This window comes from Cellulomonas soli (assembly GCF_052036975.1).
Lineage (GTDB): Bacteria > Actinomycetota > Actinomycetes > Actinomycetales > Cellulomonadaceae > Cellulomonas > Cellulomonas soli_A.
Map to the genome: position 1 here is coordinate 16680 of NZ_JBQIAR010000014.1, position 14814 is coordinate 31493.

A 14814-nucleotide genomic window follows, 5' to 3' on the forward strand; every position below is an offset into this window, starting at 1 on the left:
GGACGCGCGCTGCGCACCCGTCGACGGCCCCACGCGCCGGTTGTCCGTCGACCATCCTAGTTCACTGCGGCCGCGCTCACCTCGGCCTCTGCCCGGTGGACCGCCCCGATCCGCGCCCACCGCGCCCCGGACGACCCGTTTCTCACGGCGGCCACCCGCTCGGCGGGGTCAGCCGCCAGGTGTTCCAGATCCATACCGCCTGCAGGGCGAGCATGAGCACCACGACGGCCGCGTACCACGCACGTCGGGCCCAGGGTGGTCGCGTGACCACACCTGCCGTCACCGCACCGAGCGGGAACGCGAGGACCAGGAAGCGGGCCAGGCTGCTGCCCGGTTCGACCACGGCCGCCAGGTACAGCAGGTACGCCGCGGGCCAGGCGTGCAGCTCGGGGCCCAGGCGCCAGGCCGCGGGAACCACCATCGTGGCGACGACCAGGGCGAACGCCGCGACGAGCACCAGGGGCGCGTGGTCGCCGAACCAGAACCGTGACACGTACCCCCAGGCGCCGAAGGGGGCGATGTCCCGCACGCCTCGCCAGGCGCCCTGGGTCAGCAGGTACCCGTCGCTCTCGCCCGTGGCCCACCCGCACACCAGGGGCCACGCCACGCCGGAGACCCCCGCGGCGACACCCACCCCGGCGAGCGCCGCCCACGTGCGCAGGCCGAGCCGCTCCCCCGCACGCCGGGCGGACCACCACCGCGTCAGGGCGTGCACACCGATCACGGCTGCCATGGGCAGCGCGACCGCGCGGGTGAACCCGAGGGCCAGGAGCACCACGACGAGCCAGCCGTAGCGCCGCTGGACCAGCAGGAGCAGTGCCGCGGCGATCAGCAGCAGCGCCAGCGCCTCGGTGTACGCGATCTGCAGCACGACGGCGGTGGGGAACACGCTGACCAGCCCGACCGTGGCCAGGGGCAGCCCCGGACGGGCCGCCACCGCGCGCGGCGCCCCCTTCTCGACGAGCCGGTGGACCACCACGACGGCCGCGGCACCCAGCACCGTCGCGAGCACCGGCGCGACGACCTGCCACGGAGCACGCGTCAGGGTCATCAAGCCCCGCGCCAGCATCGGGAACAGCGGGAAGAACGCCCATGCGTTCTGCTGGACCAGCCCGTCGTCGCCGCGCGGCAGCACGTCCGGGTAGCCACCCTCCGCGATCGTGCGGTACCAGGTGGCGTCCCACATCAGACCCGTGAACTGCAGGTACGACGGATGGGCCGGGGTCCAGTAGTTCTCCACCTGGGCGCGCGCCGTCACCAGCAGCATCACCGCACTGAGCACCCGGGCCAGCGCGTACACGGCCAACGACTGCACCCACCACGGCCAGGTGCGCGGGTCCCACCGGCCACTCAGGGTCAGGTCGAGGACCCGCAGCGGGCGCCGGACCTGACCGGACGCCACGCCCTGGGCTGACACGCTCGGACTGTCGGTGGTCACCGTCAGATCAACCCCCGGACGGCCCGCGCCGGAGCACGGTCACCCCGCAGGACGGCCACCATGTCCAGCACGCGCCGCGTCGCCTGCACGTCGTGCACCCGGAACACCCGGGCCCCCAACCAGGCGGCCACGGCCGTCGCCGCCAACGTGCCCTCGAGCCGCTCGTCGACGCCCAGGTCCAGCGCCTCACCGACGAAGTCCTTGCGGGACAGCGCCATCAGCACCGGGAACCCCGACGCCACCAGCGCGGGCGCCCGGCGGACCAGGTGCAGCGAGTGCCACGTCGTCTTGCCGAAGTCGTGCGTCGGGTCGATCAGCACGCCGGCCGGGTCGACGCCCAGGTCGACCGCCCGCCGTGCGCCGGCCAGCACCGTGGTGAGCACGTCGTCGAGCACACCGTCCAGCGGGTCGCCGCCCTCCGTGGGCGGGTAGGTCACCCGGAACGGGTCGGTGCGCGGCTGCGCGCCGCCGGTGTGCGAGCACACGATGCCGAGGCCGCGCTCGGCGGCCACCTCGACCAGCTCCGGGTCGTGCCCGGCCCACGTGTCGTTGATCAGGTCGACGCCCGCATCGGCCGCCGCCCGGGCCACGGGGGCGCGCCACGTGTCCACGCTGACCAGCAGCTCGGGGTGCCGCCGACGGACACGCTCCACGAGGGGCACCACGCGGGCGATCTCCTCCTCGACGTCCACCGCCGGACCGCGACCCGCCCGCACCCCGCCGAGGTCGACGATGTCGGCCCCCTGCTCCAGCGCCCGCGCCACGGCGGCGTCCGCCCCCGCGTCGTCAAAACGCGCGGCGGCGTAGAACGAGTCGGGGGTGCGGTTGACCACCGCCATCACCACCGGATGGTCGGCGCCGAAGGTGCGCCCGCGCAGCCGCAGGTCCGCACCGCGGGCCGGCACACCGGTCAGCCCGGCGTCCTCGACCACCGTCAGAGATCCTCGTCCGACTGCTGCGACAGGGTGTTCTCCTCGGCGGCGTGCAGCTCGCGCACCCGCTGGACGACGATCCGCACCGCCTCCTCGGCGGAGTCGACGACCGGCAGCAGGTCGAGGTCCTTCGGCGCGATCATGCCGCGGTCGACCACCGCGGACCGCATCCAGTCGATCAGGCCCCGCCAGTAGTCCGAGCCGACCAGCACGATGGGGAACCGGGTGACCTTCTGCGTCTGCACGAGGGTCAGTGCCTCGAACAGCTCGTCGAACGTGCCGAAGCCGCCGGGCATGACGACGAAGCCCTCGGAGTACTTGACGAACATCGTCTTGCGGGCGAAGAAGTACCGGAAGTTGACCCCCAGGTCGACCCAGTCGTTGACGCCCTGCTCGAACGGCAGCTCGATGCCCAGGCCGACCGACAACCCACCGGCCTCGCTGGCGCCGCGGTTGGCGGCCTCCATGATCCCCGGGCCGCCACCGGTGATGACCGCGAAGCCCGCCCCGACGAGCCGACCCGCGATCTCCGAGGCCAGCGCGTAGTCCGGGTGGTCGGGCTGCACGCGCGCAGACCCGAACACCGACACCGCCGGACCGACCTCGGCGAGCGCACCGAAGCCCTCGACGAACTCGCTCTGGATCCGCATCACGCGCCACGGGTCCTCGTGCAACCAGGACGCGTCGGGGTCGCGGCGCAGCAGCCGCTGGTCGGACGTGGTCGCGGGGATCTGCTCGCGCCGCAGCAGGACCGGTCCCCTGCGGTAGCCGTGCCCCGGTGCCGGCTGGCCTTCGTCGCTCATGCGCCGACTCTAGGTGGTCCCGGTGCTGCTCAGGCTGTGAGCCAGGCGCGCAGCGCCGCGTGCGTCGCGGTGATCTGGTGCACGGGGCACCGCTCGTCGCTCTTGTGCGCGAGCGTCGGGTCGCCCGGTCCGAAGTTCACGGCCGGTGTGCCCAGCGCCGAGAACCGGGACACGTCCGTCCAGCCCAGCTTGGCCGTCGGGGCAGAGCCGGTGGTCGCCAGCACCGCGGCGGCGAAGTCCTGCGCGAGGGGGGCGTCCAACCCGGGCCGGGCGCCCGGCGCGGAGTCCGTGAGGACCACGTCGAACCCGTCGAGCACCGCGCGGACGTGCGCGAGGGCCTGCTCGACGCTCTTGTCCGGGGCGAACCGGTAGTTGACCGTCACCACGCAGGACTCCGGGATCACGTTGGTGGCCGTGCCCCCCGCGATCAGCACCGCGTTGAGGCCCTCGCGGTACACCAGCCCGTCGACCTCGACGTCGGCCGGCTCGTACGCCTCGAGACGACGCAGCACCTCACCGGCGGCGTGCACCGCGTTGCGGCCCATCCACGCGCGCGCCGAGTGCGCCGCGACGCCCTGCAACCGCACCTCGACGCGCAGCGTCCCGTTGCACCCGCCCTCGAGACCGGCCGCCGTGGGCTCGCACAGCACCGCGAAGTCGGAGGCCAGCCACTCAGGATGGTGGCGGGCCACCCGACCCAGGCCGTTGAGGGAGGCGTCGACCTCCTCGTGGTCGTAGAACACCCACGTGACGTCACGCGAAGGTTCGGCCAGCTCGGCGGCGAGCGCGAGCTGGACCGCCACCCCGGCCTTCATGTCGACCGTGCCGCGCCCCCACAGCTCGGCGTGCTGCCCCTCGCCGACCAACCGGGTCGGCAGGTTGTCCGCCACCGGCACCGTGTCCAGGTGCCCGGCCACCACCACCCGGGTCGCCCGCCCGGCGTGCGTGCGGGCCACCACCGCGTCGCCGTCGCGCAGCACCTCCAGGTGCGGGTACCCGCGCAGCGCCACCTCGACGGCGTCCGCCAGCGCCGTCTCCGCGCCGCTGACCGACGGCACGTCGCACAGTGCACGGGTGAGCGTCACCAGGTCGGTGGCCAGGTCCAGGGGCTGGGTGTGCGTCACGCGACCGACCTTAGTGCGACGCCGGGTGCTCGGGGCCGCCGGCCGGGAGCCGGCGCGCGGCGCCCGTGTCCCGGACGCTCCCGGGCGCCCGCACCCGGCTGACCTAGGCTGGCCGCCATGACTGCACGGTGGGCATGGGCGGACGGCCTCGCGACGGTGACCACGGCCGGGGAAGGGGCCGGTGCTGCGGCCGCGGGCACCACGCTCGACGTGTGGTACCCCGCACCGCAGCTCGGGGCGCCCACCGACCAGGACGTGCCACCTGCCGAGCTCGCCGCGGCGGCACACCTCGACGCCGCCCGTGGGGTGCGCGTCGAGCTCGTGCGCACCGTCATCGACCTGGACGCCCCGCCGGCCGGCACCGCGGACGCCTACCTCCGCCTGCACCTGCTCTCGCACCGCCTGGTCGCCCCGCACGGGCAGAACCTGGACGGCATCTTCGCCGCGCTCCCCAACGTCGTGTGGACCGACCGTGGCCCGTGCGCCGTCGAGGGGTTCGAGGCGACCCGCCTGCGGCTGCGTGCCGCGACCGGCACACCCGTCACCGTGCTGGGCGTCGACAAGTTCCCCCGCATGGTCGACTACGTCGTCCCCACCGGTGTGCGGATCGCCGACGCGGACCGCGTCCGGCTGGGTGCGCACCTGGCACCTGGCACCACCGTCATGCACGAGGGGTTCGTGAACTTCAACGCCGGCACCCTCGGCACGTCCATGGTCGAGGGCCGCATCTCCGCGGGCGTCGTCGTCGGCGACGGCTCGGACATCGGGGGCGGCGCCTCGATCATGGGCACCCTGTCCGGTGGTGGCCGCGAGGTCGTGTCCATCGGGCGGCGCAGCCTGCTGGGCGCCAACGCCGGTCTGGGCATCCCGCTCGGCGACGACTGCGTGGTCGAGGCGGGCCTCTACGTCACTGCCGGTACCAAGGTGACGCTCGTGGGTTTCCGGGTCGACGACGCACCCACCGACCCGAGCGGCACGCAGGTCGTCAAGGCGCGCGTGCTCGCCGGGGCCAACGGCGTGCTGTTCCGCCGCAACTCCCTGACCGGTGGCGTCGAGGCCGTCGCCCGCACCGGCGCCGGGGTCCAGCTCAACGCCGCGCTGCACGCCAACTGACCCCGGCCGGCCCGCAGCAGGCACCGTGACCCGCGCCCGCCGACACCACGCCCGCACCCGTGCGGCCCGCGCGGGCGCCGGTCTGCTCGGCACGGTCGCCGCACTGGCGCTCGCGGTCACCGGGGTCGTCGTCGTGCTGGACCGCACGGCGGCGCACGAACCGGTCCTGACGCAGTGCGTGGCCACCGTCGACGGCTCGTGGTCGCTCGACCTGGAGCAGTCCGACAACGCCGCGCTGATCGCCGCGGTCGCGGTGCGCCGCACCCTTCCCGCCCGCGCGGTGACGATCGCCCTGGCCACGGCGCTGCAGGAGTCGAAGCTCGTCAACGTCGACTACGGCGACCGCGACTCACTGGGCCTGTTCCAGCAGCGCCCGTCGCAGGGGTGGGGCACCGTCGAGCAGGTGCAGGACCCGGTGTACGCCACCGGCAGGTTCTACGACGGCCTCGTGGGTGTGGACGGCTACGAGCAGCTCGAGATCACCGCGGCGGCGCAGGCCGTGCAACGTTCGGGCTACCCCGACGCGTACGCCCAGCACGAGGGCCGGGCGAGGGCGTTCGCCTCGGCGCTCACCGGGTGGTCCCCCGCAGCCCTGACCTGCACCGTGGGGGCCGTCGAACCCGTGGGGACGGACACCGTGCTGGCCCGGATCACCCGTGACCTCGGCGAGCTGCCGACCGAGGTCACGCCCGCGTCGGCCGACGTGCCTGCGCAGGTCGTGGTGCACGTGGACCCGCTGGGTGCGGAGGGCGAGCGGCTCGCCTGGGCCGTGGGCCACTGGGCCGTGGCGCTGGCCGGTCCGCTCGGCGCCGACGAGGTCACCGTGGGCGACCGCACGTGGGTGCGCGACGCCACCACGTGGGTGCCGACCGAGACCCCGGCGACGTCGGGCACCGTGCGGATCACGCTCGCGGGCTGACCCGTTCGACCGGGCCGAGGGCGGCCCGGCGCGTCAGCGCGCCGTGCGCTCCACCCAGTCGCGCTCGACCTCGCCGGTGTACACCTGCCGCGGGCGGCCGATCTTGGTCTGCGGGTCGGTGATCATCTCGCGCCACTGGGCGATCCAGCCGGGCATGCGACCCAGCGCGAACAGCGGCGTGAACATGGTGGGGCTGAAGCCCATCGCCTTGTAGATCAGGCCGGTGTAGAAGTCGACGTTCGGGTACAGCTTGCGCGAGATGAAGTAGTCGTCGGACAGCGCGATCTCCTCCAGGCGCATCGCGATGTCCAGCAGCTCGTCGTTCTGGCCCAGCGCCTCGAGCACGGCGTGCGCGCTGTTCTTCACGATGGCCGCGCGCGGGTCGTAGTTCTTGTAGACACGGTGGCCGAAGCCCATGAGCCGGACGCCGGCCTCCTTGGCCTTCACGCGGCGCATGAAGTCGGTGGCGTCACCGCCGTTGGCCTTGATCTCCCCGAGCATCGTCAGGACGGCCTCGTTGGCCCCGCCGTGCAGCGGGCCCGAGAGTGCGTTGATGCCGGCGGCGACGGACGCGTAGAGGTTCGCGTGCGACGAGCCGACGATGCGCACGGTCGACGTCGAGCAGTTCTGCTCGTGGTCGGCGTGCAGGATCAGCAGCTGGTCGAGCGCGCGCACCACGACCGGGTCGGGCTCGTACTGCTGGTACGGCACCGCGAACGTCATGCGCAGGAAGTCCTCGACGTACCCGCGCGAGTAGTCCGGGTACAGCAGCGGCTCACCCTTGGCCGAGCGGTGCACGTACGAGGTGATCGTGCGGGTCTTGGCCAGGATCAGCACGGTGGCCAGCTCGACGGTCTCCGGGTCGAACGGGTCGAGGGACTCGGGGTAGAACGTCGACAGGGCGTTGATGGCCGAGGACATCACGGCCATCGGGTGTGCGTTGCGCGGGAACGTCCCCATGAACGTGCGGAAGTCCTCGTGCACCAACGTGTGCCGGTTCACGCGCTCCTCGAACGCCGACAGCTCGGCGACCGTCGGCAGCTCGCCGTGGATCAGCAGGTACGCGACCTCGAGGAACCGGGCGTGCTCGGCGAGCTGGTCGATCGGGTAGCCGCGGTAGCGCAGGATGCCCGCGTCGCCGTCGATGTAGGTGATCTTCGACTCGCAGGACGCCGTGTTCATGAACCCGGGGTCGACCGTGACCAGGCCTGTGTCGCGCAGGAGCGTCGAGACGACGATGCCGTCGTTGCCCTCGGTCGCGGTGACCACCGGGAGGTCGCGCGACTGCCCGTCGACGATGAGCTGGACAGGAGCGGTGACGGCCTCCGACATGGGTTCCCTTCCTCGGACGCCCCCAGGGCCGGGTGTCCCCCGGACCCCTGTGCGTCGCTGCCTCATGGGCCTGCGGGGCGCCATGCTGCGACCCCCGTCGGCCTGACCTGACGGTACCTGCGCCTAGCGCGTCGTGACCAACGTCCAGCAGGACCAGCGTCCTGGTGTGACCAGCATCACAACACTGCTCGGCGTCGTGCCGATCACCCGTTCCCGACGCCCGCGTGACGCCCCACGGGCCTCACCCGTCACTCACGCCCCACCAAGCCGGGCGGCCGCCTCGGCCACCCGGTCATCGCTCGCCGTGAGGGCGACCCGCACGTGCCCGGCCGCCGCGGCCCCGTAGAACGAGCCCGGCGCGACCAGGATGCCCTGACCCGCCAGATCTGCCACCGTCGCCCAGCAGTCCTGCGGCGCACCCTCGGGCCGCACCCACAGGTACAGCCCCGCGTGCGAGCCGTCGACCGCGTACCCCGCGCCCTCGAACGCCGTACGCAGCGCCGCCCGACGTCGGCCGTACCGCGCCCGCTGCTCCTCGACGTGCCCGTCATCAGCCAGCGCAACGGTCATCGCCGCCTGCACCGGCCCCGGCACGATCATCCCCGCGTGCTTGCGCGTCTCCAGCAGCCCGGCCACCAGGGCCGGGTCACCCGCGGCGAACGCCGCCCGGTAACCGGCCAGGTTCGAGCGCTTCGACAGCGAGTACACGGCCAGCAACCCGGTCAGGTCACCACCCGTCACCCGCGGGTCCAGCACGCTCGGGACGCCCTGGGCGACCCACGGTTCGTCCCACGGCAGCTCGGCGTAGCACTCGTCACCGACCACGACCACCGGTCGCCCGTCGCGCGCTGCAGCCGCCCGCGCCGCATCGACGATCGCCGCCAAGGCGTCGACGCCCAGCACCCGCCCGTCCGGGTTGCCCGGGGAGTTCAGCCATACCAGTCGCACGTCACCACGCGCGTCCGCGAGCCGCGCCTCGACGTCGTCGCAAGGCTCCGGCGTCGCACCGGCCAGCCGGGCCCCCACGTCGTACGTCGGGTACGCGGTCGCCGGGTGCAGCACCACGTCGCCTGCACCCAGGCCGAGCAACGACGGCAGCAGCGCCACGAGCTCCTTCGACCCGAGCGTCGGCAGCACGGCAGCAGGATCCAGCCCGGGCACGCCACGGCGACGGGCGAACCAGTCGACCACCGCCTGCCGCAGCGCCGGCGTGCCGTGCGTCGTCGGGTAACCCGGCGAGTCCGCTGCCGCCGCCAGGGCGTCGCGCACCAGCGCAGGGGTCGGGTCCACCGGCGTGCCCACCGACAGGTCGACGATGCCGCCCGGGTGGGCCCTGGCCCGCTCCGCGAACGGCACGAGCGTGTCCCACGGGAAGTCCGGCAGCGTGCCGGTCGACAGACCCATCCCCCGGCGTCAGTCGCCGTGCACGCGCAACGGCAGCGTGGCGATCACCGGGTGATCCTTGTCGATCTGACCCATCTTCGCCGCACCACCGGGCGAGCCGAGGTCGTCGAAGAACTCGACGTTCGCCTTGTAGTACTCGCTCCACTGCTCGGGGACGTCGTCCTCGTAGTAGATCGCCTCGACCGGGCAGACCGGCTCGCAGGCACCGCAGTCCACGCACTCGTCCGGGTGGATGTACAGCGACCGCTTGCCCTCGTAGATGCAGTCCACGGGACATTCCTCGATGCACGCCTTGTCCTTGACGTCCACGCAGGGCTCGGCGATCACATACGTCACGGTGCGTCCTCCACTGGCCGGGTCGTCTCGGCCGTCGGCCGCGGGATGCGGCATCGGTCGTGAAGCCGTGCGGGCTGGGTCGTCCGCACGGGGACTCCTAGTATCCCCCAGGTGAGCACACCGTCGACGAGCCGTCCGCCAGAAGAACCGTGGCGCGGCTGGGCACCCGGCGTCCGGGTGGTCGTCCGCCGCCTCCGACGCGACGAGAACGGCACACCGATCGACCGCCACGGCGAACCGCACTACACCGACGTCCTGGGCGACCTGCTGGCCGTCGACGACGCCGGTGTGCTGGTGCGGACCCGGCACGGCGAGGTCCACGTGGACGGCGCCGACATCGCCCTGGGCAAGATCGTGCCGCCCGCCCGGGTGCGCCGACCCCGGCCCGAGGCGGACGAGACCGACTGAGGCTCGCCCGCCACCGCGCCCCACGGACCCGGCGGCGGGCGACGCGCTAGGGGGTCGGCGTCGGGGCCGGCCCGCAGACCACCTTGTTCTGCGGCTTGTACCGCCAGGTGTTCGCGTCCGTCTCCTGCAGCACACCGCCGAGGTACGTGCGCCGGGTGACCGTCACGGTGAAGCCCGGGTTGCCTGCGTTCGCCGCCGCGCACGTCGGCGACTGGGAGTACACGGTCGTGGGCGCGACCACGCCAGACCGGCCGCTCGTCTCCGACTCGACCGTCCAGTGCTTCGTCCCCCAGATGCGCACGTACACGCGCCCGTCGGCCACCCACGCCTGGACCAGCGCACCGTACGGCGTGTTGTTCTTCCACTTCAGGTCGATGACGCCGGTGAACAGGGTCGACTCGCGCCCCTCGGGGTAGCGCGTGAACCACTCGCTGTGCGGCTGGTGCTCGACATCCTCGAACCCCGCGAAGTAGGCCGCGTTGTAGGTCGTCGTCGAGATCTGCGACAGACCGCCACCCCACGCGTCGACATGCTCACCGCTGACGATCGCACCGGCCTGCACGAACCCGTGCTCCGCGTCGATCGGCCCCAGCGCCTCCGTCAGGCTGAACGTCTCGTCGGGGCGCACCAACGTGCCGGAGATCTTGCTCGCACCGTTGGCGATGTTCACCGTGCGACGCTGCTCGGCCGTCAGCGGCGTGGAGAACTCCGAGACGATCTCCTTGATGCCCAGCGCCTCCAGCTCGGCCGTCGACTCGGCCGGGTCGCTCTCGACGAGCTCGACGGCAGCGGTGCGGACGTCCGCGTGCACGGCCTGCGCCACCGAGGTCGCCAGGGCAGCGGGGTCCAGCGCCGTCCCCGGGACACCCGGCACGATCACCGGTGCGTCGGCCTGGAACTCGAAGTGCGCGTCCGAGGCCTCGGTCAGCAGATCGGGCAGCTGCCCCAGCACCTCCGACTCCAGCGCCTCGCCATCCATCGTCAGCACGAGCTCGCCGTCGTCCGGGACGTACGAGGCAGCTGCCGCCAGGACCTCCGGCGACAGCGTCGCCATGCGGTCCGCCACCGTCACGCCCACCGGCGCCGCCGTCACCGCACGGGCGTCGGACAACGCCTCGTCGGTGGCCTCCTGCGTGATCGCAGGCTCGACCGCGACGGTGGGCAGCGACAACGGCCGCTCGCCGACCAACCACGTCTCCCGCACCGTCTGCGCAGCGGCCGGGACGTCGACCTCCCAGCCGTCGACCGCGTCCGTCGCGTGCGGCGCGCCGTCCGCGAAGACGATCGCACCGTCCACCGGCGCCAGGGACAGCGAGGTCGTCAGCGACGTGATGGCCGACGTGAGTGCGTCCTCGTCGACCTGCGTCACCGGGGTGCGCGCACCGACACCGACCAGGTGGTCCCACAGCGTGGACGGGCGCGCCAGGTCGAGGCCAGTCAGCGCGTCGACGGTCGCCCGCGGGTCGAACGTCAGACCGGCGGCAGCCGGCTCGAGCTCGGCCTGCACGTCGTTCGCCACGACCGCGATCGGCTCGGTGACCGTCCCGTCGAGCCCCTCCTCCAGGCGCGCCACGGCCGCATCGGCCGACAGGCCACCGATGTCGACACCGGCGACCGTCGCTCCACGGGGAACCCGGTCGGCCAGCGCGTACGACGCCCCGACGTAGAGCCCGCACAGGACGAGCACGACGCCCAGCGTCACGAGCAGACGGCGGGGCCAGCGACGGACCGTCGGCGCGTCCTCGAAGACGTCCAGGGGCGATCCTTGGCCCGGATCCGTCGTCGTGGGCACTGGTGCCGCGGGCGCCGACGCCGAGGGTGCGGGCGTCGGGGATGCGGGCGCCGGGGGCGCGGCGACCGGCGCAGGAGCCGCGGGGGCGGTGATGCCCGGCGCGACCGGGGTGTCAGCGACCCCTCCCGGCGCGACCGGTGCCTCCTGCGGGGCCGAGGCACCCGTCGGCGTGTACGGCGCGGGCGCATCCTCCTCGAGCGCGTGGGCCCGCAGCGCCGCCGCCAGAGGCGCCCACGACGACACGGCGGCCGCCGCACCGGCAGGCGCGGCGGGTGTCGTCGGCTCGGGAACCGAGGGCACTGCCTGCGGGGTGGGGTCGCTCTTCGCGCTCACCTCGGGCGCGGAGTCCAGCTCGTCGTCGCTCTCCGGCTCCGCCTGGGTCCCGGTCTCAGGCGCGGGCTCCGGCTCGGACTTGGCCTCGGGCTCCGGCTCCGGCTCCGGCTCCGGCTCCGGCTCCGGCTCAGTCTCAGTCTCCGGCTCCGGCTCGGCGACAGCCTCCGACTCGGCCTCGGCCGTCGGCGCGGCGACGAGCTCCGGCCCGTCCTGCGGCACGGGCTCCACGTCAGCCGGCGACTCGTCGGCACCATCGGGCGACGCCGTCTCGACCGGGGTCGGGGCTTCGCCCTGCTCGGCGGGCACATCGGCAGTCGGCGCGTCATCCTCCGCGGGCTCGTCGCCGACGTGCGGCGAGTCCTCGTCGGCCGGTGCCACCTCGTCGACCAGGACGGGTTCGTCAGCCGGTGCTTCCTCGTCGACCAGGACGGGTTCGTCAGCGGGTGCTTCCTCGTCGGTCGTGGCCTCCGCCGCGGCCGATCCTGCGTCACCGCCCGGCACATCCTGTGCCTCGGAGCCGCCGGTCGCCGCCTCCTGCGGCTCGCCCTCAACAGTCCGGTCGGTGGAGACGTCGTCGACGACCTCCTCGACGGTCTCGCCGGCCGTGGCGTCCTCGGCCGTCGCCTCCTCCTCGGGCTGCACGTCCTCGGCGAGGCTCGACGCGCCACCGTCCGGCTGCTCGTCCGTCTGCTCGCGCGGCGTGACGCGCGGTGCGCTCGGAGGGGTGGTGCTCGCCGGAACGGCGTCGTCGTGCTCGTCCGGTCCGGTGCCGTCGGTCATCGTCTCCCCTGCGGATCCTCGGCATGCTGCGCGTAGTCCTGCGCGGCGTGAGTCTACGTGGCGCGACCGATGCGGAACTGCGACCTGAGGCCCGGAGCCGGACGCCCCGGACGGGGCCGCCGAGGATCAGCGCAGAGGGCGCAGCCGACCCCGCAGGTGCACGAGCCCGCCGACCGCAGCAGCCCCCTCCTGCGCCGCCAGCACCGACCCGACCACGATGTCGTGGTCCCCGGCCCGGTGCACCGCGGCGGTGCGGCAGTCGAACCATGCCGCGGCTCCGTCGACCCACACGGCCCCCGAGAGCGGTGCGGCACGGTGCGCGACCCGCGCGAGCTGGTCCACGGCCGGCCGGCCGGGCGAGGCCAACCAGTCGGCGACGGGCGCACCGTCGTCCGCAAGCACGCTGAGTGCCCACGTGTCGACGTCGTCGAGCGCCTCACGGAACCGGGAGTCGACGTGTACGCAGAAGAGCAGCAAGGGCGGTTCGAGCGAGACGGAGGCGACCGCGCTGGCCGTCATGGCGTGCACATGCCCGCGCCACCGCACCGTGACGACCGCGACTCCGGAGGGCAGCCTGGCGACGACCCGGCGGAAGTGGTCAGGGTCGACCGGCGCGACCTCGGTCATGGGCGAGGTTCGCTCGGCGGCGCATCCGGGACGCTGCCCGGCTGCTGCTCGGCTGCACCCCGGACCCGCCGCGGGGGCAAGGGGGTGTCGTCGAACGCGCGCCGAGGGACCACAGCCACGGCCGCGACCGCCACCGCCGCACCCACGATCCAGACCCAGCCGTGGGAGTCGCCCGCGGGGACCAGCACGTCACCGCCCGGACCGCGCTGCGCCAGCACCTGCACCGCCAGGAAGAGACCGCCCGCATACCCGACCACCGGCACGGCGCCACCCCAGGCCCGCACGGTGACCCCGGCCACGAGCACGAGCACGAGGCACAGCACGACACCCCACGGCCACGACCAGCGGTGCATGACGGTGCCGAGGGTGCCGACCAGCAGGCCGAGGACGAACGCACCGGCGGCCTTGCCGAGGGTGCCGGCGGACAGGGGGTTCACGGCGTCAGGCTACCGGGCGCACACCGTCGGGCCAGGTGACGCCCAACGCCGCCGACCCGAGCCAGGACTCGGGCGCCGGGCGGCCGTAGGCCAGGCCGCAGCGGTAGCCCTCGGCGGGCAGCAGCGGTGCCAGCACCTGGTTGCTGAGCGCGTAGCACCCCACCAGTGCGGGCTCGCCGTCGACCGCGTGCACCGCGGTCACCTGGGTCGCGTGCGCACGCAACGCGGCGAGCTGTCGGGGGCGCACCGGTACCACGTCGACCGTGAGGTCGATCCAGCCCGCCGGGACGGCCACGGACGGCAGTGGACCCTCGGGGTCAGGCCGTCGAAGGTCTGCCTCGCCCGGTGCGAGGACGCCCTCGACGCACTCACCGGCCAGTGCGGCGTACGCCGCCCGCAGCGCCGACTCGTCGTGCGCGGCCCACAGCACCACCGGGACGACGTGCGGGGGGTGCTCGGCGTCGGACTCCGACGCCGCCAGTGCCACGGCCCGCACGGTGATCTCGTGCGCGCGCACGTGGTCCGGGTGCCCGTAGCCGCCACCCGGTTCGTACGTCACGACGACCTCAGGTCGACGCGCGCGCAGCACGCGGGCCAACCGCCGCGCGACGTCGCCGAGGTGCGTGGCGACGAAGGCGTGCGGCGGCACGTGGGCAGCCGTTCCGGCCCGACCGGTGTCGACCCACTCCATGCCGGAGTCCTCGAACCGCTCCCCCGAGGCCGCACCGTCGGCGACCGTGTCCAGGAAGACGTGGTCCTGCACACCCAACGCCCGCAGCGCAGCCGCGAGCTCGCCGCTGCGGTGCGCGGCGAGCTCGCGCGGGTTGCCTTCCAGGTGCGCCAGCTCGGGACCGATGACCTCGCCGCGCTCTCCGCGGGTGCAGGTCACCACCGTCACGGGTCGCCCGGCCGCCGCCCAGGTCGCCAGGATCGCACCGGTGGCCAGCGTCTCGTCGTCCGGGTGCGCGTGCACGGCCAGCAGCCCCCCGACCGGCGGTACCGGCCGGGGCGCCCCGGTCGACGAGTCCACAGGTGC

At 73.8% G+C, this 14814-nt stretch carries 14 protein-coding genes; 3 read left to right on the forward strand and 11 right to left on the reverse strand.

From position 1 onward, the window contains the following. Window positions 1–142 precede the first annotated feature (142 nt). Genes ACTHAM_RS14010 through dapE form a run of 4 tightly spaced genes read right to left on the reverse strand, consistent with a single transcriptional unit; the run spans window position 143 to window position 4297 of the window. A complete protein-coding gene (locus ACTHAM_RS14010; RefSeq protein ID WP_440688500.1) occupies window positions 143–1417 on the reverse strand; it encodes a hypothetical protein in 1275 nt (424 codons plus the stop codon). Window positions 1418–1440: 23 nt separating this feature from the next. Next, window positions 1441–2370 carry a dihydropteroate synthase gene (folP, locus tag ACTHAM_RS14015; protein ID WP_440688502.1) on the reverse strand — a complete coding sequence of 310 codons (930 nt, stop codon included), beginning with the start codon at window positions 2368–2370 and terminating at the stop codon, window positions 1441–1443. A gap of 2 nt (window positions 2371–2372) precedes the next feature. Beyond that, window positions 2373–3173 carry a TIGR00730 family Rossman fold protein gene (locus tag ACTHAM_RS14020; protein ID WP_440688504.1) on the reverse strand — a complete coding sequence of 267 codons (801 nt, stop codon included), beginning with the start codon at window positions 3171–3173 and terminating at the stop codon, window positions 2373–2375. Window positions 3174–3202: 29 nt separating this feature from the next. Then, window positions 3203–4297: a succinyl-diaminopimelate desuccinylase gene (gene dapE / locus ACTHAM_RS14025; RefSeq protein ID WP_440688506.1), complete on the reverse strand. Its 1095-nt coding sequence runs from the start codon at window positions 4295–4297 to the stop codon at window positions 3203–3205. 117 nt (window positions 4298–4414) lie between these two features. On the opposite strand from dapE, the gene dapD reads away from it, so the two are divergent. Both dapD and ACTHAM_RS14035 read left to right on the forward strand, forming a co-directional pair. Then, window positions 4415–5410 (forward strand): 2,3,4,5-tetrahydropyridine-2,6-dicarboxylate N-succinyltransferase, encoded by a 996-nt coding sequence (gene dapD / locus ACTHAM_RS14030; protein WP_440688508.1) that lies wholly within the window; start codon window positions 4415–4417, stop codon window positions 5408–5410. Between the two features lie 25 nt (window positions 5411–5435). After that, window positions 5436–6329: a hypothetical protein gene (locus ACTHAM_RS14035; RefSeq protein WP_440688510.1), complete on the forward strand. Its 894-nt coding sequence runs from the start codon at window positions 5436–5438 to the stop codon at window positions 6327–6329. Between the two features lie 33 nt (window positions 6330–6362). On the opposite strand, the gene ACTHAM_RS14040 is transcribed toward ACTHAM_RS14035, so the two are convergent. The 3 genes from ACTHAM_RS14040 to fdxA form a co-directional block, all read right to left on the reverse strand. After that, window positions 6363–7661, reverse strand: coding sequence for a citrate synthase (locus ACTHAM_RS14040; RefSeq protein WP_440688512.1), 1299 nt, complete (start codon window positions 7659–7661; stop codon window positions 6363–6365). A gap of 252 nt (window positions 7662–7913) precedes the next feature. After that, the gene (gene dapC / locus ACTHAM_RS14045; RefSeq protein WP_440688514.1) at window positions 7914–9065 is read right to left on the reverse strand and encodes a succinyldiaminopimelate transaminase; all 1152 of its coding nucleotides are present in this window, start codon (window positions 9063–9065) and stop codon (window positions 7914–7916) included. Window positions 9066–9074: 9 nt separating this feature from the next. Continuing rightward, window positions 9075–9401, reverse strand: coding sequence for a ferredoxin (fdxA, locus tag ACTHAM_RS14050; RefSeq protein WP_146953845.1), 327 nt, complete (start codon window positions 9399–9401; stop codon window positions 9075–9077). 111 nt (window positions 9402–9512) lie between these two features. On the opposite strand from fdxA, the gene ACTHAM_RS14055 reads away from it, so the two are divergent. After that, on the forward strand, window positions 9513–9809 hold the full coding sequence (locus ACTHAM_RS14055) for a hypothetical protein (protein WP_440688516.1): 297 nt from the start codon (window positions 9513–9515) through the stop codon (window positions 9807–9809). A 46-nt stretch (window positions 9810–9855) separates the two neighbouring features. Here ACTHAM_RS14055 and ACTHAM_RS14060 read toward each other — a convergent pair whose 3' ends face one another. The 4 genes from ACTHAM_RS14060 to ACTHAM_RS14075 form a co-directional block, all read right to left on the reverse strand. Beyond that, window positions 9856–12714 (reverse strand): VanW family protein, encoded by a 2859-nt coding sequence (locus ACTHAM_RS14060; protein WP_440688518.1) that lies wholly within the window; start codon window positions 12712–12714, stop codon window positions 9856–9858. A 126-nt stretch (window positions 12715–12840) separates the two neighbouring features. Then, window positions 12841–13341 (reverse strand): flavin reductase family protein, encoded by a 501-nt coding sequence (locus ACTHAM_RS14065; RefSeq protein WP_440688520.1) that lies wholly within the window; start codon window positions 13339–13341, stop codon window positions 12841–12843. Next, window positions 13338–13778 (reverse strand): hypothetical protein, encoded by a 441-nt coding sequence (locus tag ACTHAM_RS14070; protein ID WP_440688522.1) that lies wholly within the window; start codon window positions 13776–13778, stop codon window positions 13338–13340. Before ACTHAM_RS14070 ends, ACTHAM_RS14065 begins: the two co-directional genes overlap by 4 nt. A 4-nt stretch (window positions 13779–13782) precedes the next feature. After that, complete coding sequence (locus ACTHAM_RS14075) at window positions 13783–14808, reverse strand: PIG-L family deacetylase (protein ID WP_440688524.1); 1026 nt, start codon at window positions 14806–14808, stop codon at window positions 13783–13785. Between the last annotated feature and the right edge of the window lie 6 nt (window positions 14809–14814).

Excerpts from the sequence above, each read along its gene's own strand:
- ACTHAM_RS14040 (WP_440688512.1), bottom strand. The coding sequence starts at position 7,661 with ATGTCGGAGGCCGTCACCGCTCCTGTCCAGCTCATCGTCGACGGGCAG.
- ACTHAM_RS14065 (WP_440688520.1), bottom strand. The coding sequence starts at position 13,341 with ATGACCGAGGTCGCGCCGGTCGACCCTGACCACTTCCGCCGGGTCGTC.
- ACTHAM_RS14060 (WP_440688518.1), bottom strand. The coding sequence starts at position 12,714 with ATGACCGACGGCACCGGACCGGACGAGCACGACGACGCCGTTCCGGCG.
- dapC (WP_440688514.1), bottom strand. The coding sequence starts at position 9,065 with ATGGGTCTGTCGACCGGCACGCTGCCGGACTTCCCGTGGGACACGCTC.
- dapD (WP_440688508.1), top strand. The coding sequence starts at position 4,415 with ATGACTGCACGGTGGGCATGGGCGGACGGCCTCGCGACGGTGACCACG.
- ACTHAM_RS14020 (WP_440688504.1), bottom strand. The coding sequence starts at position 3,173 with ATGAGCGACGAAGGCCAGCCGGCACCGGGGCACGGCTACCGCAGGGGA.